18 protein-coding genes are annotated in these 19,526 nt (G+C 54.9%); 12 read left to right on the top strand and 6 right to left on the bottom strand.

The features are described from left to right. Window positions 1-55: 55 nt before the first annotated feature. The gene (locus tag ACPLPM_RS06365; RefSeq protein ID WP_424359402.1) at window positions 56-1,966 is read right to left on the bottom strand and encodes a histidine kinase dimerization/phosphoacceptor domain -containing protein; all 1,911 of its coding nucleotides are present in this window, start codon (window positions 1,964-1,966) and stop codon (window positions 56-58) included. Window positions 1,967-2,189: 223 nt separating this feature from the next. Here ACPLPM_RS06365 and ACPLPM_RS06360 point away from each other — a divergent pair, with 223 nt between their 5' ends. From ACPLPM_RS06360 to ACPLPM_RS06335, 6 genes are all read left to right on the top strand, one after another. Beyond that, window positions 2,190-3,695 (top strand): NCS2 family permease, encoded by a 1,506-nt coding sequence (locus ACPLPM_RS06360; RefSeq protein WP_424359401.1) that lies wholly within the window; start codon window positions 2,190-2,192, stop codon window positions 3,693-3,695. 174 nt (window positions 3,696-3,869) lie between these two features. Beyond that, the gene (locus tag ACPLPM_RS06355; protein ID WP_424359400.1) at window positions 3,870-5,807 is read left to right on the top strand and encodes an ATP-binding protein; all 1,938 of its coding nucleotides are present in this window, start codon (window positions 3,870-3,872) and stop codon (window positions 5,805-5,807) included. 312 nt (window positions 5,808-6,119) lie between these two features. Further along, entirely contained in the window at window positions 6,120-7,517 is a 1,398-nt protein-coding gene (locus ACPLPM_RS06350; RefSeq protein WP_424359399.1) for an amino acid permease, read from the top strand. A gap of 230 nt (window positions 7,518-7,747) precedes the next feature. Continuing rightward, window positions 7,748-8,095: a hypothetical protein gene (locus ACPLPM_RS06345; RefSeq protein WP_424359398.1), complete on the top strand. Its 348-nt coding sequence runs from the start codon at window positions 7,748-7,750 to the stop codon at window positions 8,093-8,095. A 298-nt stretch (window positions 8,096-8,393) separates the two neighbouring features. Next, window positions 8,394-8,891 (top strand): DUF3267 domain-containing protein, encoded by a 498-nt coding sequence (locus tag ACPLPM_RS06340; RefSeq protein WP_424359397.1) that lies wholly within the window; start codon window positions 8,394-8,396, stop codon window positions 8,889-8,891. A 23-nt stretch (window positions 8,892-8,914) separates the two neighbouring features. Beyond that, on the top strand, window positions 8,915-9,505 hold the full coding sequence (locus tag ACPLPM_RS06335; RefSeq protein WP_424359396.1) for an O-methyltransferase: 591 nt from the start codon (window positions 8,915-8,917) through the stop codon (window positions 9,503-9,505). Window positions 9,506-9,532: 27 nt separating this feature from the next. Here the strand turns inward: ACPLPM_RS06335 and ACPLPM_RS06330 are convergent, their stop codons facing one another. After that, entirely contained in the window at window positions 9,533-9,910 is a 378-nt protein-coding gene (locus ACPLPM_RS06330; protein WP_424359395.1) for a hypothetical protein, read from the bottom strand. Between the two features lie 303 nt (window positions 9,911-10,213). Here ACPLPM_RS06330 and ACPLPM_RS06325 point away from each other — a divergent pair, with 303 nt between their 5' ends. Next, window positions 10,214-10,360, top strand: a complete 147-nt coding sequence (locus tag ACPLPM_RS06325; protein WP_424359394.1) for a hypothetical protein — start codon at window positions 10,214-10,216, stop codon at window positions 10,358-10,360. A gap of 64 nt (window positions 10,361-10,424) precedes the next feature. Here the strand turns inward: ACPLPM_RS06325 and ACPLPM_RS06320 are convergent, their stop codons facing one another. Further along, window positions 10,425-10,589: a hypothetical protein gene (locus tag ACPLPM_RS06320; RefSeq protein WP_424359393.1), complete on the bottom strand. Its 165-nt coding sequence runs from the start codon at window positions 10,587-10,589 to the stop codon at window positions 10,425-10,427. A 111-nt stretch (window positions 10,590-10,700) separates the two neighbouring features. Then, a complete protein-coding gene (locus ACPLPM_RS06315) occupies window positions 10,701-11,078 on the bottom strand; it encodes a hypothetical protein (RefSeq protein WP_424359392.1) in 378 nt (125 codons plus the stop codon). 171 nt (window positions 11,079-11,249) lie between these two features. On the opposite strand from ACPLPM_RS06315, the gene ACPLPM_RS06310 reads away from it, so the two are divergent. The 5 genes from ACPLPM_RS06310 to ACPLPM_RS06290 all read left to right on the top strand — a co-directional run bounded on the left by ACPLPM_RS06310 (window position 11,250) and on the right by ACPLPM_RS06290 (window position 14,905). Continuing rightward, the gene (locus ACPLPM_RS06310; protein ID WP_424359391.1) at window positions 11,250-11,903 is read left to right on the top strand and encodes a type 1 glutamine amidotransferase family protein; all 654 of its coding nucleotides are present in this window, start codon (window positions 11,250-11,252) and stop codon (window positions 11,901-11,903) included. Between the two features lie 203 nt (window positions 11,904-12,106). Continuing rightward, on the top strand, window positions 12,107-12,715 hold the full coding sequence (locus ACPLPM_RS06305; protein ID WP_424359390.1) for a YkgJ family cysteine cluster protein: 609 nt from the start codon (window positions 12,107-12,109) through the stop codon (window positions 12,713-12,715). 666 nt (window positions 12,716-13,381) lie between these two features. Beyond that, window positions 13,382-13,732, top strand: coding sequence for a PadR family transcriptional regulator (locus ACPLPM_RS06300; protein ID WP_424359389.1), 351 nt, complete (start codon window positions 13,382-13,384; stop codon window positions 13,730-13,732). A 12-nt stretch (window positions 13,733-13,744) separates the two neighbouring features. Further along, the gene (locus ACPLPM_RS06295; protein WP_424359388.1) at window positions 13,745-14,470 is read left to right on the top strand and encodes an RDD family protein; all 726 of its coding nucleotides are present in this window, start codon (window positions 13,745-13,747) and stop codon (window positions 14,468-14,470) included. Beyond that, window positions 14,471-14,905 carry a flavodoxin family protein gene (locus tag ACPLPM_RS06290; protein ID WP_424359387.1) on the top strand — a complete coding sequence of 145 codons (435 nt, stop codon included), beginning with the start codon at window positions 14,471-14,473 and terminating at the stop codon, window positions 14,903-14,905. A gap of 186 nt (window positions 14,906-15,091) precedes the next feature. Here ACPLPM_RS06290 and ACPLPM_RS06285 read toward each other — a convergent pair whose 3' ends face one another. Together ACPLPM_RS06285 and ACPLPM_RS06280 are read right to left on the bottom strand one after the other, a co-directional pair. Beyond that, window positions 15,092-18,079 carry an Ig-like domain repeat protein gene (locus tag ACPLPM_RS06285; RefSeq protein WP_424359386.1) on the bottom strand — a complete coding sequence of 996 codons (2,988 nt, stop codon included), beginning with the start codon at window positions 18,077-18,079 and terminating at the stop codon, window positions 15,092-15,094. Between the two features lie 177 nt (window positions 18,080-18,256). Beyond that, window positions 18,257-19,435 (bottom strand): acyltransferase family protein, encoded by a 1,179-nt coding sequence (locus ACPLPM_RS06280; protein WP_424359385.1) that lies wholly within the window; start codon window positions 19,433-19,435, stop codon window positions 18,257-18,259. Window positions 19,436-19,526 lie beyond the last annotated feature (91 nt).

The raw sequence follows: 19,526 nt of genomic DNA, 5'->3' as shown, positions 1-19,526 counted from the left end.
AAACCGACGAATTTAGAAACTATTTACTAGGTTTGACATCAGCCATAAAGTCGTTTCAGGCATCGAACGTTATTGTATAGCTTATTCCATTTGTCCGATCCACAGTTATCGTGCCTTCAAGCTGCCCGACCAGCACCTCCACTATTTCCCCAGGCCTGGCAGCTATGTCGCTGTCCGGGCCATCGGAAATCTGCCTGTCAGCCAGAGCCAGTACGAGTTTTCCGTCGCCGGCTTCGTGGAGCCCGAGGCAAACTTCGCCTCCCTGCCCCGAGGCTGCGTGATAGCTTAGCAATCCGGTCAGCAGCTCGTTGATGATCAGCCCGCAGGGGATCGCTTTGTCGACCCCGAGCCGGATTCCGGGGACGTCGACTGTGAGCCTGACCTGGCAAACCTGGCCCTGGAAAGACTGGTACAGCTGGCGGGTGAGCGCCTCGGCATACCTGCCGAAGTCCACTCTGGACAGGTCGTCGGACTGGTAGACGTACTCGTGGACCAGCGCGATGGAGCGAATCCGGTTCTGGCTTTCCCGGAAGATGTGGACATCGTGCGGGTCTTTGATGTCGGCTACCTGGAGGTTGAGCAGGCTGGTCACGATCTGGAGGTTGTTCTTTACCCGGTGGTGCACTTCCTTCAGCAGCACGTCCTTTTCTGCCAGGGAGGTGCGGAGCATATCCTCCGCCAGCTTACGTTCTTCGATTTCCCCGGACAGCGCAGTATTGGCTTCCGCAAGTTCAGTCGTGCGCTGCTCTACTCTCGTCTCAAGCTCGTCGTGAGCCCTCTTTAGATCATCTGTCGCCTGCTCCAGCTCGGTGACATCCTCGAGGATGATCATGTAGCTGGACATCTGGCCGGTCGCGGAATAAGTAGGAAACATCTTCACCCGGAAAAGCCTGCCATCGCTGCCGCTGCACACCCGGTGGACCGTCGTGGAGATACCCTCCTGCAGCTGCGTCGCGGGCCCGCACAAGCCGGAGCCAAGCCGGTCGCAGTCGTGGAAAATGTTGAACGACCCCACGATTTCGTCCGGGCTTCGCCCGAGGAGCCGGCAGAACTGCCCGTTAGCCCGGATCACTTTGCCGTCCACGGCGGCCACGCACATGGCATCCGGAGTATGCCGGAGCAGATCGTCGACAAGCCGCCTTGTATCGTAGAGTTCCCGGTTCAGCCGGTCTACCAGCACCCGGTTGACGCTGCCCATGGAGTACAGTAACAGGGCAACGGTCACGAACGCCATCATGATCGAATAGACGATCTGGGTGTAGTTGGATACGTCCGCGATGCCCAGGCCGGTGAGGGCGCCGAGCGTATCTCCCACAAAGCTGAGGAAGAACGAGACCAGGACGATGCCGTACAGGTAGCTGGAGACCTTGCGGAGGTTGGCCAGGAGGAGGACGGCGCACAGCCCGGTTACGAGGACATCCCCGATCATGGCATAGCCAAAGATGAGCACATCGAAAAGTGATCCGGGGTGGCCATATGCGTACAGACCTAGGTAGACCAGGACGCTGGTGATGGCGCCCATGGACGAGCCTACGATGCCGTAGAGTAAGAGCGAAGGGGAGGATTTTTTGCTGAGCACGGCGACGGTCAGCACGTACAGCAGCGGGATATAGGCCAGCGGCATCAGGAACATAGCGATGTCCATCACCGCCGGAAGGCCGTAGACGAAGGAAGCGGCCTCCACCTGCGGGAGGACATACCAGAAGATCCCCGATATGGTCTGGACAACGAAGAAGATTATCAGTCCCATTACCACTGGCTTCAGCTTTGAATCACCAGCGGTCCAGTAGATGATGATCAGCAGCGGGAGGCAGAGAAGCATCAGAATGAGTATCGCAGCCTGAGCCGGAAGCGCCTGGAAGTTATTCATGGCCATGGATATGAAAAACAGGGATACTGCTATGGCGATGATGAACTCGATCCCCACCATAAGGTAAGGCGACTCGTCCGGTTTTTTTAATCCCATGACAACAGGCACCTGTTAAACTAAGAAAGTTTGGTGAATGTACATATCCTTGTTGGCTACAGGCATACTTGCAGATAACACGGCAGGAGTCCCCCGAGTTATAATAACTGGCCTATGTCCCTCGTTATATTTATGCTGGCTATATACAAGTTACCTGAATCTAATTATAAAAAGCAAATGTTTATCTAGATGTCCAAGCAACTATAAAGGTTGAGGTGGTTAGGTGTATCAGCAGAAAACCCCTAAAGGCTCCGGAAAATCCGGGTCTATTGTTTCTATAGTTGACAACTATTTCCAGATATCGGAACGAAAATCTACTATTAAGACTGAACTGCTTGCCGGCTTGACGACGTTCATGACGATGGCATACATCATCATCCTGAACCCGATCATCCTCTCGGCTGCAGGAATGGACTTCACGATGGTCTTTGTAGGCACCTGTGTGGCCGCGGCGGTTGCGACCCTCCTGATGGGTGTCGTCGCAAAGTATCCGTTCGCGCTGGCATCGGGCATGGGCCTGAACTCCGTCCTCACGTACGGCGTCGTCATCGGCTTAGGCCTGACGTGGCAGACGGCCATGCTCATGATCGTCATCGAAGGTGCAATCATCACGCTGCTCGTGCTGACGAACCTGAGAGAAATGGTCATGGACGCCATCCCGAAGTCCCTGAAGCTCGCCATCGGCGCCGCAATCGGCCTGTTCATCGCGTACATCGGTTTCATGGACGCGAAGATCATGGTCGGAAACTCGGTCACCCTGGTTCAGTTCGGCAGCCTGTCCAACCCCATTGTGATCATTGCAATTTTAACAGTCATTTCGATCGCCGCCATGATGGCGCTGAAGATAAAGGGCAGCATTCTTTATGGTATCCTGATCTCCAGCGTGCTCGCGCTCGTGCTCGCCTTTGGAGCCAATGCCCTCGGATTTGCATTTAACGTCTACGGTGTGCAGGGAGTGCCCGCCACAATCGGTGCGCTTCCGGCTGGCACCAGCAACGTCCCGGCGGCCCTGGACGTAACGACCTGGCTGTCCGGCGGCGTAACAGGCCTGATCGGCCACATCGTCGCGATCCCGAGCCTGGCCTCCTTTGGCATGTTCTTCGGAGCTTTCTCCCAGACCGCCATCCAGGGACTGTCCATCGCCATCATCCCCGTCGTCTTCGCGTTCCTTATGGTCGACTTCTTCGATACCATGGGTACCGTAGTCGCAGTTGGCGAACAGGGCAGGATGCTTGACAAGAAGGGCAAGCTACCCGGCCTGAAGAACGTCCTGCTGGTCGACTCCGTCGCAGCCATGATCGGTGGCGCCTTCGGTGCCAGCTCGGTCACCACCTACGTCGAGAGCGCCTCGGGCGTAGCCCAGGGCGGCAGGACTGGCCTTACGGCAGTCACCGTAGCATTACTGTTCCTCGCAGCGCTGTTCTTCGTGCCCCTGGCATACTTCGTGCCGATGGCCGCCGCAGCGCCCGCCCTGATCATCGTGGGATACCTCATGATCACGTCGATCAAGGACATCGCCTGGGACAAGATCGAGGATGCTCTTCCGGCTTTCCTCACCATCGTGGGCATGGTCTTTACCTTCAGCATCTCCAAGGGTATCGGCTTCGGCTTCATCTCCTACTGCCTGATCAAAGTCATGTCGGGCAAGTGGAAGGATGTCCACCCCCTGATGTGGATCGTGTCGCTGATCTTCCTCCTGTACTTCATCTTCGTATCGCACATGATCTGAAGAACGGACAGCGAAACCATGAGTTGGCGGACAAAGTCCGCCTCATCTTTTTTAAAACAAACCGATAATTATGGTATTTTTCCCCGATGTAAATTTATATCACCCATTAAAAATTATTCGCCGAAATATTTAACATCTTTTGGAACTAAGTATGAAGTGATGGGTGGAGCAGGGATGGATGTTAGAGGGCTTGATCTCTGGAAGATCATGCTCGCGGCCGCAGGCACGACTATTGCACTGAATTTGATAGCCCTTTTATTGCCGGCGCTGTACTCGAACTTTTTCTACGGCACGATACAGTTTCTCTGGCCGCTGCTGATCACGCTGATACTGGCGAGAATATACTTCCGGGAAAGACACAGCCACATCAAACGGTTTATCCTGATCTTCACGGTTGCCATGGCTGCCTGGTCACTGACCACGCTGCTCTGGGAAGTCGTCCTCACGCAGATCAAGGCTGACGCTATCGTATATTATGTCATCGGGTTCGGGTACTTGTGCACATACCTCATCTTGATATACGCACTGCTGGAGATCAGGCATTCCAGGCAATGGTACTTGAGTCGGCCCATCAACCTGCTCATCAATATCATCGGCATCATAGGTATCGCATCGACTGTGATCATCGTCGCACCCGGCATCCAGTGGAGCGACCCGAGAGCGTTTGATATGGTCACCCTGTTGGTGTACTTGATCGTAGACATGACGATCGTCCTGCTGTGCTTCAAGCTCCTGAACATGGACATCAGGGACGAGATGAAATACCTGGTCTGTACGATATGCGGTTTCGTCATGGTCAACGCGATCGCGGACGCGCTATTCGAGGCACGGTGGATGCTCCACATAACCAGAATTTTTTCCTACAAGATCGCTAACTTGACCGACATCATCTATACAGTGTCTCTTGTGTTCGTGGCGATAGCGCTACTGTTCTACCTTTCCAGCAGCCGGGACAGGCTGCTGGCTACCATCAGCAGGAAGATCAGCGATGCCAGGCCTTACGTGCAGGACATCATCGCGAACTCTCCGGATGCCATGTTCCTGTGCGATGTAAACGGACGCCTGGCCATAGTGAACGAGCCAATGACCAGGCTGCTCAACATGGAACGGGCCCAGCTCGTCGGGAAGCTGAATTTCTTCGAGTACCTGAGCCAGATGGATAAGCAGCTAGTCCCAGCCCTAAACAGGCTGAAGAAGGGCGAGAGATACAGCATGTCAAAAATGCGATTTACGGGCCGCGGCAATACTGACGGGGTTTATGTATCCCTGAGACTATTTCCGCTGCTGGACGTCCGGAAGGAAATATCGGGCTACGCAGGGATCATCCAGGACATCACCGAACAGCTGCACAATGAGCACGAGCTGGCGGAGTCCAAGAGGCAGGTAGAGCTGTACATGGACATCATGAGCCACGACATCAACAACATCAACCAGATCGGCATGGGCCACCTGGAGATCGCCCGGATGAAGATCGAGACCGAGGGGAGGCTGGGCCGGGAAAGCCTGCACTATATAGAAAAGCCTCTTGAGGCCTTTACCAATAGCTCGAAGCTCATCAGCAACATCAGGATGATTAACAAAGTACAGGCGGGAGACGTCCAGTACCAGCCCATAGATATAGGGGAGGTGCTGGACGACATCGTGAAAGAATACAACCACTCGGTCGACAGGAGTATAACTATCAACTACTCCTCTGTCAGAGGTCTCCCGGTCAAAGCGAACTCCCTGCTGAGAGAAGTATTCTCGAACCTGGTTGGTAATGCGATCAAGCACTCGGTCAGCGAAAGGCCTCTGACGATAGACATCCGGATAGAAACGACTTTCCGGGATGGCAGAAAGTACTACCGGGTTTCCATCGAGGACGATGGCCCCGGAGTGCCGGACATCAGCAAGGATGCGATTTTTGACCGGATGAAAACAGGGCAGGTGCAGCATAAGGGAAGAGGCATTGGCCTCTACATTGTCAGCACTCTTGTCGACAACTACGGTGGCAGGATCATGGTTGAAGACCGCATACCCGGAGACTACTCAAAAGGTGCGAGATTTATCGTAGAGCTGCCCGCGGAGGACCTGCCCGCAAACATCGCCGATCGTGTGCCTGAGCACGCCTGAAGTCGCACAGTTCGACGATTCCCACATAGACTTATAATAGCTCTGCAACCAATTTCGTTTTTGCACACACGGCATGTGTAGCAAGCCACGCAGGAAACTGCGGCATGGAATATCCGTGTATGTCGGGACAGGCTACCAGTACACCACCCAGATCATAAGTGAATACCCTCAAACAACCCCAACTCTCTTAAGATACTGAGCCGGTCCCGGCCATGGCTTTTGCGCGGACGAAGCAGGCCTCCGGGAAGGTTACCGCTGCGTCACAAGAGGAATTTCTACAGCACTGGTTCATGAGGACGAGGCGGGATTATTATGGATATCTTCAGGAAAAAAAGTATCGACAGTATACACCGTGGCATCGAGAGTAAAAACCTGAAGCGCACGCTTGGCGCTGTAGACCTGGTACTGCTGGGCATAGGATGTGTCATCGGCACTGGAATCTTCGTGCTTACGGGCATCGCCGCCGCAAGGTACGCAGGGCCGGGCATCACGATATCTTTTATCATAGCCGGCATTGCATGCATTTTTACCGCCCTCGCTTACGCAGAGCTTGCGGCGGCTGTGCCTGCATCCGGCACAGTATATGCCTACTCTTACGTCTCTCTCGGAGAGATCTTCGCCTGGCTGGCCGGCTGGAGCCTGATCCTGGAGTACTCGGTCGGAGCCAGCGCCGTCGCTGCAGGATGGTCGGGATATTTGACGGAACTGATGCGCAGCGCAGGTTTGACACTACCTGAAGCCCTGTCGAAGATACCGGCGGACGGCGGATTGATCAACCTTCCGGCGGCGCTTGTGGTCCTTTTAATCATGGGGCTGCTGGTGGTCGGGACAAAGGAGAGCGCCACCCTTAATAAGATTCTGGTGTTCGTTAAGCTTGCCGTTATCTTTCTGTTCATCATCCTGGCGGCTCCCGCAGTCAATACGATAAACTGGGAGCCCCTGCTGCCTTTCGGGCTGCTTGGCGTAGCCCAGGGCGCTTCGATCATCTTCTTCGCGTACACGGGATTCGACGTGGCCGCCACGGCCGCGGAAGAATGCCGTAACCCTAACAGGGACCTCCCCATAGGGATCATCGGCTCGCTGGTCATATGCACGATATTATACATCGTGGTGGCAGCCATAATGACAGGCGTCGTATCGTACACGGCGCTGGACACACCTGCACCGGTCACCTACGCGCTCAACGCGATAGGACAGGGCCTTGGCTCTGCAATAGTAGGGGTGGGCGCCATCGCGGGCATCACCACAGTGCTGCTCGTCCTCATGTTCGGCCAGAGCAGGCTACTCTTCTCGATGTCCCGGGACGGGCTCATACCCGAGCGCATCTGCAAGGTGCACCATAAGTTCGGGACCCCGCACCTGATTACTCTGATCGTTGGATTGTCTGTGGCGCTGGTGGCCGGTTTCATGCCCATGGGGGACATGGCTGAGCTGGCCAACGTGTGCATCCTCTTCGTCTTCATCCTGGCGGCGATCGGAGTGCTGGTGCTGCGCATAAGAAGCCCGGACCTAAAACGGCCTTTCCGCTGCCCGGCTCTGCCGATCATCTCCGCGGCCGCCATATTCTCATGCAGCTACCTGATCTTCAGCCTCAGCTCGGGCACGTGGTACAAGTTTGTCATCTGGTGCCTGGCCGGCCTGCTCATCTACTTCGGGTACAGCTGCCACAAGAGCCATCTTAATAAAAAGCGGGCACCAATACCCCCATAACTGAAAGGGCATCAAATGGCTCCCGGGACGCGGGCATCCCGTTGAATAAGATGCCTGCCGCTGTATAAAAAATATCCCGGGAGGCTCATTCTCGCTTTTTTCCTAATGATAGGTATTTGCGCCTTAGCGGAGGATGATTGATGGGGCTTTTTAGCCAGCATGCGGCATATACCGCTGGATGCATCGCAGATATGAGCCCCGAAGAGACATAAAGCAGGCTCAGGAGGTATATGATGTCAGCATTCAGGCTGGATGGAGGCCGGGTATTCTACGTGGAGCATGAGTGTACCAGCGCGAAGAGCGAAAACCCGAACAAGAAGCACCAGCTACACAGTCACGTACATAATCCGGTATACATCGTCAGGATGTTTTTCAGGGGAGACCTCGATGTCATGCAATCGAGTGTCGATGAATTTGCGTACATGACCGATGGAGTCATGGGCCAGGGCGGTGTCGACGCTTATGTCAATTGCCCGCTCTGCGGATCAGAAGGCAGAGTTATCACCAATAAAAAAGAACAGGTAGAGATCAAGGAAGCGTTTGGTGGCAGAATGGCGCGGGAAACGCCGTTCAGGTAACAGACTGGCACAAGTCTGGCCGGCTCCGCGTACCCGGCCATAGTATCTCCCACACAGTTGGCGGCGGAAGATTATTCGCTGAGTAGTCAGGCTATCTGACACAGGAAAATATTTTATGAGATATCGCCTATCCCCTCAGAGGCATAGCAATCGACTTTCAGGAGGAGGCGGCATTAGAATCACGATAGGATTCCCGGAGGCAGATCAAGCCCGAGATACCAGGCTGCTGGCCGAAGGGTGGACGAAGCTGAAGGAGCCTGGAAACCTTATTTCAGCTATCCTGTTTTCGGTTCCTCTGATGTTATTGAACCTCGTGATCTCCGGGCTGGTGATCGTACTGACAGCGCCGGCCTTACTGGACCAGATACCCGTGCTGTCAGGCTCGCTTTCTGTCTCGATCTACCTCACCGATCTAATATTAATGATGGTACTTCTGGCACTATTGCTATTTGTACACGAGTTCCTGCACCTGGCGCTCATCCCCGGTTTCATATGGTCCCAGAAGAACTACGCTGGCCTCACATTTGCCGGCCCGTTTGTCGCTACCGGAGAAGTGCTGACAAGGCGCAGGTTCGTCATGATCAGCGTAACTCCATTTATAGTCCTGTCTTTCCTGCTACCGCTGATCGCAGGAGCCGCAGGCATGCTGAGCCCGCTGCTGAGCATCATTGTACTACTCAATGCCCTCGGCGCTTCGGTGGATATGCTCAGCATGTTCCTCGTGCTCACCCAGGTACCACCCGGCTCCCGGGTGGTCTGCAACGGAATGAACACGTACTGGAAAGCTCACAATTAAAAGATAGAACAAGGTGGCGAAAGATGTTTAACGATATCCCGTCCCGTATGAAAAACCGCATGGAATACCTTGAAGAGGCTGACTTTCAAGACCGGGCAAACGGTACTCCGAGAATGCAGAGGCTGCGGCAGATCACCCCTGAGACAGGACGATTTATCGCCATAATGCTCGCCACTGCACCCGAGGGCGAAGCCATAGAGATCGGTACCAGCGGAGGCTACTCGACACTCTGGCTGGCGCTGGCCTGCAAAGAAGCCGGCAGGCATATAACCACGTTTGAGCTGCTCGACGAGAAGGTCAGGATCGCAAGGGAAACATTTAGAGAGGCGGGTGTCGTAGACGTCGTCCGGCTCGTACAGGGCGAGGCCCGACATTACGCAGGAAAATGCTCCGACGTGGCCTTCTGCTTCCTAGACTGCGAAAAAGAAGCGTACGCAGACTGCTACGAAGGGATCGTACCAGCGATGGTCAGGGGCGGCATACTCGTGGCAGATAACGCCATCAGCCACGGGGAAGAGCTTGCACCATTCCTGGCCAGGGCGTTAAAAGACGAACGCGTAGATGCCATGATCCTGCCAGTCGGCAAAGGCGTACTGTTGTGCCGGATAAAGTGACGCTGCCGCCTGCGCTGGTAGCGTAGACTATTCCTTTTTCTGCTGGTACTCGCTGAGCAGGAACTTATAGACGTCGTTCATCGTCTCGCACCCGATGGTCACCTTTAACTTTTCGAGCTCCACGTAGAGGTCGTCGTCGATCACCCGGTCCTCCCACAGGAGCACGACGGCATCATGGATTGCGTATTTAGGAGACGTGCCTTCCAGGGTCATGCCGAAGTCCCGAAGATCTTTGCTGAGCTGCTGATCGAAGGCCACGTCCCTGCATACCGAGTCGATGGTGTCCGAGAGCGTCTTTTCTTTTCGCATGACTTTGATAATCTGGAGCTGATCGTGGGTATGCTCGGTGATTTTGAGAGTTTTTAGGTTTCCTGGAGTGACAGGCATACTTTTCCTATTTTTCATATATTTAGTAAATGTAGTAATCTACATAAATAGGTGATGGTTGCACACCAACCTATTTGCCTGCTGGATTTTAAGGTTACACGAGATTGAAATAACCTTATCGGTCGCCCGACAGGATAGTCATGGAGAATACTGCTGAGATGTAAGTACAGTAGTCTTTCCCGAGGTTTGGATATCCCCAGAGGGCATTGTTTGCCGGCTATGGCCGGCCGTATTTTCAAACTACATCTGCGAGGAATTACACTAAATTTTGGGCCCGGGTATATCGCATTCCGGGTCTGACTAATAATTCGGTGATAACATATGGAGAAAAAGTCTGAATGCCCATCCTGTCAGCATTGCGGGGCCGAGATCAAGAAGGACGTACAGGAACAGTGCCCTGGCTGTGGCCGGAACGTGAACGAGTGCATCGTCGACAAAGACGTCACCAGTTCCGTATACCCCATGTAAGATCAGGGATCATTTTTTCTATTTTAAGGCTGGGGGCAGAAATGCTATGCACCTGGCTTCGCCATTACGTACTGTAAGGGCTGCCTGACTCCGATTTCGGGGTCTTTTCGATCTTCCGGACGGTCAGTTCGACAAAGTCGCCCAGGGCAAGGCCTTCTTTGACCAGGATGCTCTTCTCCAGGGTGATCCGGTACCCGTCTCCGATCTGCGCAATGTACGTGCTCGTCATAAACTGGAGATTATCAGACAATTGTTTATAACTTACCATATCTGCCGGCGATTATGCCATGCGCGGATTAGAAAGCTGGGGCCGGGAATATCCGGCACCCTGCCTTGTTCCTCAGTAGTACACACCATATGGAGAATATGTGCTCGTACGGCTGTAGGAGACAGCCTCGGATTGAGCACCATAGGGTGCCTGGTAAGCCGGGTAGACATCGTAGGGATAATACCCTGCACCATACGCGTACTGGGGCTGTACGGCTACCGGAACTACCGCCACTCCGCCACCGTAGCGGTACTCCGGCGGGGGCAGCTGCCCGTAGGGTACATGGTACGCGCCGGGAGGAAGGTAACCGCCTCTCTTGTACCACTTATCGTCCCACTTATCGTTGTCCCAGCCACCTTTGCCGTTCGCATGCACAGGGCTGGCAAGCACAAACGTGCCCAGCATAAACAGCGAGGCAAGCAAGATCATAAATCGAAGTATTCCTCTCATGACATCCCCGGACAGTCATTGACAGCGCAGGTGGAAAAGGCTTGGGAAAAATAATGCAGAGATATGGGCTGTATGCCGGGATAATGGGTAATATTAACAGGTACGGCGCCTCGCCAATTACTTTCGGGCAGGTAACACCATGCTTAAAACCATCTGGAGCATAAGGTACTGGTGCAAACTGGAGGAATCCGTATCGAGAAGATATACCTGTACGTATTGGACACGATGGCAGACTGGGAACCTGCACTGTTGCTTGCAGAACTGCGCTCCGGGAGGTATTTCAAGGCCAAGGCGCTGAAATACAATGTGGCTACAGTTGGTTTAACCAGGAACCCTGTTACCACGATGGGCGGAGTAAAAGTTATCCCCGATCTGACGCTGGCAGAACTGACGACCCATGATGCCGCACTACTGATCCTGCCCGGAGGCGACACCTGGCTGGAACCGCGCCATGCACCAGTCTTTCAAGTAGCGAGGGAGTTCCTGGAAAAAGATATACCCGTAGCGGCCATTTGCGGAGCCACGATCGGGCTGGGTGCAAACGGGCTGCTGGACCGCCACCACCATACCAGTAACGACCTGAATTACCTGAAGATGTGCTGCCAGGGATATAGAGGGGAAGGATTATTCATAAACAAGCCCGCCGTCTGCGATGGCTCGCTCATCACTGCCTCAGGAGTGGCCCCGCTCGAGTTCGCTTACGAAACCCTGAAAAAGCTGGACGTGTTCGCCCCGGCGACCCTCGACGCGTGGTACAAGCTATTCAGTACGCACGAGCCGGAGCAGTTCAACGCGCTGATGGAGTCGCTGCCGGGGACGAGTTGAGAGGGGATCATCTACTCCCTCTCAGTTTGTTGGTATGCAAAATGATTTTAACATCCAGCGCATCTACTTGACTTCAAGGTTTAGATAAGACGCAGGAGGTGTAGCATATTACAGCTTTTTCATTCGACGGTAAAATCCGGGAGCTTAAAGAAGAGCTCAAGGGTCTCGAAGAGTACCCCGACGAGCAGTTCCTGCAAATTATAATGGACGTAGGCTTCGAGTGCACCCTCTGCGGCAAGTGCTGCACCAGGGACTTCAACGATCACGCCTTCCTGCTCGACGCGGATGCGGTAACTGTAAAGAGCCTGGACGAAAGCGCCCTGGTGCCTGCCCCGTACTACGAGTTCTGCGACCAGAACGGGGAGTTCTACGTTTCCGGCTTTGCCATACGGGCAAACCATGACGGCACCTGCCACTTCCTGGAAAAGGGGCGGTGCAGGATCTACGACCAGCGCCCGCAGATCTGCCGGATATACCCGTACATGCTGCACCGGGAAGAAGACGACGAAGGCGTCCTGGACTGGAGACAGATCAGCGGGCTGAACAGGCACGGCAGCTACCACGGGGAGATAGATGAGGCCGAGGCCCGGCGCACCATCAGAGAAGTAAAAGAATACGAAGCCGCGTTCCTCGAGCAGGAGATCGCTTTCCTCGAGGCGGTCGCAGAGCGCTTCGAAAAACATGGGCTCAAACATTCTCCGATGGCCTACGACCGGCAGATGCGCCTCTTCCAGAGGGGCGGAAAGGTCAAGGTCAACGTATTTTACCGGGGCGGGTTCATGCCGGCGACGGCGACGAAGAAAGATTACTGACCGGTTACTTGACCGGGCATACAATTATCTCAAAAATAGTGCCCGACCTAAAATCAGAGGGAAGGTACATAAGGGTAGAGAGAAATCAGGTAACAGAGTGTGTTCTATTGAGATGTCCGGATTGTGATGTGGAAAGTGTCTTTTTAGGGTATGTGAACGTAGCCCAGCGCAAGAGCGGCAGCGCGGTCAGGCTGGCCCAGTACAAGTGCCCGAAATGCGAGCAGGTATTCGAAAAACGCCGATAACTACAGTCATACTTGAAACGTATTATACGGCCCGGCAGGATCATTGCGTTCTACCGGTAAAATGGCAAGGCCCCGGAGCGCCCGGGCGCAACCATCGAGCGCATCAGTTTAGAGGCGTTCTTAAAAGCAGTAAACTGAGACACTCGATGGGTGTCTCATTACTGCGCACGAACGGTTTCTGGCAGGCGGCTCTGGAAGAATAAATCCATAGGCGGAGCTTCATCGCCAGCTTTTTTTGTGAGCCGGAACGCCGGAGTCCACTTTGAACATTAACATTAAGCGAATTCTCCTCGCCAGGTTTAGCCAGCCCTGGCCATTGTCGATGGTTGAACCGCAAAAGCAAACCTATATATAATTCTATTATGTACATACTAATAATAGGTATACTTACCTAATACATAAGTAATAGTATGTGGTATAGATGCAGACCGATCTGGACAAATGGCTCAAGGAATTGAGAAAAGGCAGCTCCAAGCTGGCGATGCTCTCGCTGCTCTCGAAGCGGGACATGTACGGCTACGAGATCACCAGAGAGCTGAACAGCATCACGGAAGGAGTCATCTCGCTGAAAGAGAGCAATGCTTACCCGATCCTCCACACCATGGAGACGGAAGAGCTGATCAACAGCTACTGGAAAGAATCTGAAGCCGGCATGCCACCCCGTAAATATTACAGCATAACTCCACAGGGCAGGGGATTTTTCGACGAAATGCAGCGGGAATGGCAGAAGCACAACGATGCGATGGGTAAAGTCTGGAAATACAAGGGATAGGGAGGTAACAAAATGGAATTCGCCGAAGACGCAAAGCAGGAGATAGAGAAAAATCTGAAAGAGATCATAAGAAACACTAATGTCGATAGCAAAGACAGGGAGGAAATCGAGAAAGAGCTGCGATCGACCTATTACGAGGCAGCGGAGAGCGCTGCCAGAGCAAGAGGGGCAGCCACAGTCACCCCAGCCGATGTGCAGGCCGCCAGGGCAGACATGGGCTCTCCCAGTGAGACGGCGGAATGCCTCACGAAATCCTATGCGGGCACGCTCCGGAGAGCAGGCTTCTGGCCCAGGCTGGCAGCGTTCCTCGTCGACAACATTATCATGGTCGTCGCCTCGCTGATCATAATGGCACCGATGTTTGTCGTCATGGCAGCGCTTGACGCACCCACCGACTCGGCAATCCCGCTGGCGAGCAGTCCGATGCCGGTATATGCCCTGGCCTTCGGGCTCATGTTCGTCACCATGATCTCAGTCATGATCGTCGCTTTCGGCTACTACATCATCCTGGAAGGCCGCTATGGCTACACCGCGGGCAAATACCTCCTGGGCCTGAAAGTCATCAGGACCAACGGCACAAAGATAAGCTATAAGGAAGCTGTACTCAGAAACCTGTCCAAGTACATCAACAACCTCATCGTGATCGACGCGCTGATCATGCTGATCTTCTTCAACAAGGAGAAGCAAAGAGGCTTTGATAGAATAGCAGATACAATAGTAGTATACGTCAGAGGATGAATGGATATGTACCAGGTACTTTATTATTCAAAGGGCGGCCACACGAAGAAAGTGGCAGAGGCCATCGCAGCAGAGCTCGGCACTGAGGCCGCAGACATTAAGCAAGCCACGCTCGACAAGACCGCAGAGGTTGTCTTCCTCGGCAGCGGATGCTACGGCAAGAAGCCGGGCCCCGAGATGATGAAATTCATCGAGACAGCCGGCTTCAGCGGCAGGAAGGTCGCCCTTTTCGGCACTTCGGCCGGTGGCGTAGGGAGTGAAACAGAGGAGATGGCTGCAGCTTTGAGAAACAAAGGCGCCACCGTAGTAGGAAGATATTATTGTCAGGGCCAGTTTATGCTGATGGTCGGCAGAGGTCATCCAAATCAGGACGACCTCGAAAAAGCCAGGCAGTTTGCGCGGGAGACTAAGAATAAGGCCGGGAGAAAAGGTTAAAATCACAACGCATGTGATCAGGACTTCAGTGCCTTTTTGAGTAAGACTATTAAAAAATGAAAGAGGACTGGCCGCTCAGGCTTACTTTAGCCTGAAGAGCAGCTAGTATACACCCGTGGCGATTCCCGGTACCGTTACGAGGGCCATAGAGAGGGGCAGGAAGGGTGGCAGGCCCGGGCTTTCAGCTTATTTCCTGGTAACCCACAGGTAGGTTACAGTTGCCGCTGTGATCACGACGACCAGCACGCCGAGTACTAACAGCATGGGGATTCCTAACGGAGAGCCTGTTGTTGCATTAGGCGTAACACTGGGTGTTACTACGCTGGAGGGCATTGGAGTCGGGGTGACATTGGTCCCGGCTACCGCCTGGGCCGTCGGGGCAGGGACAGGGGTAGAAGACGGCAGAGGCGAGGGCGAAGGTACGAGTAACCCTGTCAGCCGTGAATACATCTGATCCATGCTGATCGTCAGCGGTGCACCACTAGCAGGAGCCCTGACCATGATCAGGCCGCTTCTCTGGAGGGAGGTAGAGCCCCCGGCATTCGCCACTGTGAGAGTGACAGTATAGGTCCCCGGGCTGGTGTAGGAGTGGGCAGGATTCTGCTCAGTGCTGTTAGCCGAGCCATCTCCAAAGTTCCAGGCCCAGGAGATCGGGCTGCCCAACGAAGTGTCCGTGAACCGGATGGTGACGGGGCTTACGCCTGATGACAGATTCGCGGTAAAGTCTGCTACTGGCGGGTTCGGCAGGATCACCTCCGACAGCCCCAAAGACGAGGAGCTCTGGTAGTTAGTGTCTCCCGGGTAGGCGGCAGTTATTGTGTGGGTGCCCACCGAAAGCCCGGACGTGGTGAAAGTCGCCGTACCGCCGGAGATCGTGGCGGCCCCCAGGGACGATCCCCCGTCGAGGAACTCCACGGCCCCCGCAGGAGTGCCATGCGTTCCAGTCACCGTGGCCGTGAGCGTAACCGGCTGCCCGATCCTGCCCGGGCTGGGCGAGGCGGTCAGGGCCACAGCGGAAGAATCCGCATTGACCGTCTGGCTACCGGCCAGAGAGCCTGTACAGCCTGCGAAGTTACCGTCGCCGGCGTAGGTTGCCGTGATGGTGTGCGACCCGGTCGAGAGCGCGCCGGTGCTGAGCGTGGCTACGCCACCGGCGGAAAGCGTCGCGGTGCCCATTGCAGACCCGCCGTCCAGGAACGTGACTGTGCCGGCGGGAGTGCCGCCGCCAGGAGCAGTTGCCGTTATCGTAGCGGTAAACGTGATCGGCTGCCCGTAAACGGACGGGTTCGCTGAAGACACCAACGTCTGAGTTGTGTCCACCTTGTCGACCACCTGGGGGTCAGGTAGCGAGCCGGCGCATCCGTTGAAGCTGCCATCCCCGGCATAGCTTGCAGTGATCGTGTGGGAGTCCGCCGGTAATGCGCTTGTGGTGAGGGCGGCCACTCCTGCCTCCGAGAGCGTAGCTGTCCCGATCAGCGATCCGTCGTCGTAGAAAGTAACTGTGCCCACCGGGGTGCCGCTGTCCGACGCCACTGCAGAGACTGTCGCTGCAAGGGTGACCGGCTGCCCGTAAACGGACGGATTCAGAGAAGACGCCAACGCCAGGGCGGTGTCAGCTCTGTCGACGAGCTGGGGATTCCCGGTTAACGAGCCTGAACAGCCGTTGTAGTTCCCTTCGACGTCGGCATATGTGGCAGTGATCGTATGAGAGCCGACCGGGAGAGAACTGGTGGTGTATGTCGCCACGCCATTAAAGAGCGAGACTGGCTCTGTGGGGGTCCCGTCCACCAGGAACGTCACGGTACCGGCGGGACCGATCATATTCGGTGCTACTGCCGATACTGTCGCCGTAAATGTGGCGGGCTGTCCATATACAGTAGGATTATCCGAAGAGGTCAGCGCCATGACAGTGTCAGCCCTGTCGACCGTTTGCGTGAAAGCCGGAGATGTGGCTGTACCGTACAACGAATCGCCCTGGTACAGAGCTGTGATCTGGTGGGTACCTGCGGGGAGTGCCCAGGTGAAGATGGTCGACTCGCCAGCACCGTTGACAGTATTTGCTCCTATTGCAGTCGTTCCGTCCTTGAAAATGACCATGCCCGTGGGAGTACTTCCCGTCCCTGCCACTGTCGCAGTATACCTGACGACCTGCCCGTATACAGAGGGGCTGGGCGAGCCCGTCAGAGTGATCTCCGGTATGCTCCGGGAAATCCACAGGCCGGCAGGGGCCGCCCACGGCGACCACGGCGCAAGAGATATTGTTTCCACAACTTCGTCGGAATCTGTGCTAATGACTGAAACGGAACCGCTATCCCTGTTGGTCACATATGCCCGGGTTCCGTCCGGTGTAATCGCCACGCTATAAGGATCACCCCCTACAGTAATGGATCCCAGCGAGGTGCAGGAAGAGGTGTCGAGGACTTCGACCGAGTTGATATCAGGCTCCACCAGGTAGGCTTTATTTCCGTCCTGGGTAATCGCAATATCCCTGATAGTCATGCCAACCCATACTGGACTTGAGAAGGTGCAACTCAAGGTATCGTAGATCTGGACGAGCCCCATATAGTCTACTACGAAGACTCTGCTTCCGTCAGGGGTGATCGCCAGCCAATCAGGGGTAATGTCCATAGTCACAGTAGTCGAGATAAGATAATCGGATGGCTCGGGACCATACTCAGTGTTGATGATCGATATTGTGCCATCCAATCTATTGGCTACGTAGACTCTGCGTCCGTCCGAGGACATCGCAATATCGCGAGGACCATCGCCCACCGGGAGGGAGGTCACGACGTCGGTCGCAGTGAAGATAATGTAAACCCGATCGCCCGCGTAGTCCGCCACGTAGACCTTGGTTCCGTCCGGGGACATCGTCAGATCGTAAGGGGAGGTCCCCGCAGAAATTGTTCCGGTAGCCTCCTCGGTTTCCGTGTTGACGACTGTAATGACACCGCTTCCGCCGGCCACATAGGCCTTGGTCCCGTCGTGGGTGACCACTACGTCTCTCGGCATAACCCCTCCCGGGAAGGACTTGATCATGGCGTTTGACGCCGGATCGATGACGAAGATGGAATCGAGAACGGAGTCCGCGACGTTTGAGTCCGCGACGTATACGTATGGTCCGGCGGGTGCTGCGCATGCAGGCAACGTGGTTAGAAGTAGTGCAATTACTACCATTATGCTGATAGTTAAGACGGACCGTATACGAATGATAATACCACCAGAGATTCACCCGGGTAAGGAGCCCCATCGCAATACCCCGGGACCAAACTTATAAACTTTAGTGTTAAGGGGTTGTGTATTTAATGCTTTCCGTTTTCGGCAAAATTTTACTCCCTTTGTCCAGGCTATACTCTACAAGATGTGTTTCGCCAGCGGTAGCCGGCGGACCACGTAGTGGCTCAGCAGGAAGCAGGCGGGCACCCCTACCAGGCACACCAGGGCGAACTTGAGCAACGGATGGATAGTTATGCCGATCAGCAGGTATTGCAGGAACACGATGACCGGGATGTGGATGAGGTAAACGGTAAAGGAACTGTCCGCCATCGCTTTTACGGCCTTGCCCTGAGCGTTATACCGGTCCCGGAAAACGGAGACAAGGACGATGCATATGGCCACGCACATCACGGCCTCCCACAAGGACAGGGCGAGGGAACCCAAAGTCAGGCCTCCGCTTATCATGTTGGCGCCGAACAGGGCGAACATGGGGATCAGAGCGACCATGGCCAGCCCGATGATGTAGCCCCAGATTCTTGCGGTAGCCACCGGCAGCGCGTTGAACCAGTCGTTCCGGTACGCCAGGATGCCGACTATGAACAGGGCGACGTACTCGGGATAGTGGGCTGGCTCGAAGGCGACGATGGGGAGCCAGACGTTCACCGGGAAGATGATTCTGGCAGAGAACATCGCCAGCCCAAGCCCGATAGCGAATAGGGCGAGAGTACCGTTGCCCGGGAACGGTGTCTTACGCTGGCTCGCAGCAGGCGGCTTATCGCCCCGGAGCTTACGCCACAGGACGTAGATGCCGGAGAAGATCAGCAGCTGCTCCAGGAACCACAGGTGCCAGACGGTAAAGCCTTCACCTTTCAACATCCCTTCGAGGGTGAGGTAAGTATTGAAGTAGTAGTTCCCAAAAGAGGTCGTTCCGATGCCGTGGAGGAGCCAGAGCATGACGGGGAAGACGAGGAACGAGAAGATGAGTAGGGGAATGCCCAGCCGGGTCAGGCGGTCCTTGAAAAAGATCCCTGCGCCCTTACGCTCATATGAGCCGGGGAGGAAGTAAGCCGAGATCAGGAAGAACAGGCCCATGAAGAAGGACATGTTCACCATGAAGAAGACGCCGAGGACTACTGTACTGAGGGGTGATGCCGGCTCGGCGGGTATCCACCAGCCGCCTCCCGGGCCGTAGGGCTGGCCGGCGTGGTGCATGACTACGAGGACCGCCAGCAGGATGCGGAGATTATCGATGAAATATAGCCTGGATCTGGAGGGCTGCTGTTCTATAGATTGTCCTTCTGCAATGACTTCGGCCAAGGGCTGACATCCCCTGATATATTACTATAAGGGATTAGTGCAGAACACGCATATTTAAGCGTATCGAGGGTAGCAGGTTACTGATAAATCC

Origin of the sequence: Methanocella sp. MCL-LM (assembly GCF_049676595.1) — an archaeon.
Classification (GTDB): Archaea; Halobacteriota; Methanocellia; order Methanocellales; family Methanocellaceae; genus Methanocella_A.
The sequence above is the reverse complement of the archived record's forward strand: the minus strand, read 5'-3'. Positions and strand labels throughout refer to the sequence as shown.

Excerpts from the sequence above, each read along its gene's own strand:
- ACPLPM_RS06365 (WP_424359402.1), bottom strand. The coding sequence starts at position 1,966 with ATGGGATTAAAAAAACCGGACGAGTCGCCTTACCTTATGGTGGGGATC.
- ACPLPM_RS06355 (WP_424359400.1), top strand. The coding sequence starts at position 3,870 with ATGGATGTTAGAGGGCTTGATCTCTGGAAGATCATGCTCGCGGCCGCA.
- ACPLPM_RS06350 (WP_424359399.1), top strand. The coding sequence starts at position 6,120 with ATGGATATCTTCAGGAAAAAAAGTATCGACAGTATACACCGTGGCATC.
- ACPLPM_RS06345 (WP_424359398.1), top strand. The coding sequence starts at position 7,748 with ATGATGTCAGCATTCAGGCTGGATGGAGGCCGGGTATTCTACGTGGAG.
- ACPLPM_RS06340 (WP_424359397.1), top strand. The coding sequence starts at position 8,394 with ATGTTATTGAACCTCGTGATCTCCGGGCTGGTGATCGTACTGACAGCG.
- ACPLPM_RS06335 (WP_424359396.1), top strand. The coding sequence starts at position 8,915 with ATGTTTAACGATATCCCGTCCCGTATGAAAAACCGCATGGAATACCTT.
- ACPLPM_RS06330 (WP_424359395.1), bottom strand. The coding sequence starts at position 9,910 with ATGAAAAATAGGAAAAGTATGCCTGTCACTCCAGGAAACCTAAAAACT.
- ACPLPM_RS06325 (WP_424359394.1), top strand. The coding sequence starts at position 10,214 with ATGGAGAAAAAGTCTGAATGCCCATCCTGTCAGCATTGCGGGGCCGAG.
- ACPLPM_RS06320 (WP_424359393.1), bottom strand. The coding sequence starts at position 10,589 with ATGACGAGCACGTACATTGCGCAGATCGGAGACGGGTACCGGATCACC.
- ACPLPM_RS06315 (WP_424359392.1), bottom strand. The coding sequence starts at position 11,078 with ATGAGAGGAATACTTCGATTTATGATCTTGCTTGCCTCGCTGTTTATG.
- ACPLPM_RS06305 (WP_424359390.1), top strand. The coding sequence starts at position 12,107 with ATGGACGTAGGCTTCGAGTGCACCCTCTGCGGCAAGTGCTGCACCAGG.
- ACPLPM_RS06300 (WP_424359389.1), top strand. The coding sequence starts at position 13,382 with ATGCAGACCGATCTGGACAAATGGCTCAAGGAATTGAGAAAAGGCAGC.
- ACPLPM_RS06295 (WP_424359388.1), top strand. The coding sequence starts at position 13,745 with ATGGAATTCGCCGAAGACGCAAAGCAGGAGATAGAGAAAAATCTGAAA.
- ACPLPM_RS06290 (WP_424359387.1), top strand. The coding sequence starts at position 14,471 with ATGGATATGTACCAGGTACTTTATTATTCAAAGGGCGGCCACACGAAG.
- ACPLPM_RS06285 (WP_424359386.1), bottom strand. The coding sequence starts at position 18,079 with ATGGTAGTAATTGCACTACTTCTAACCACGTTGCCTGCATGCGCAGCA.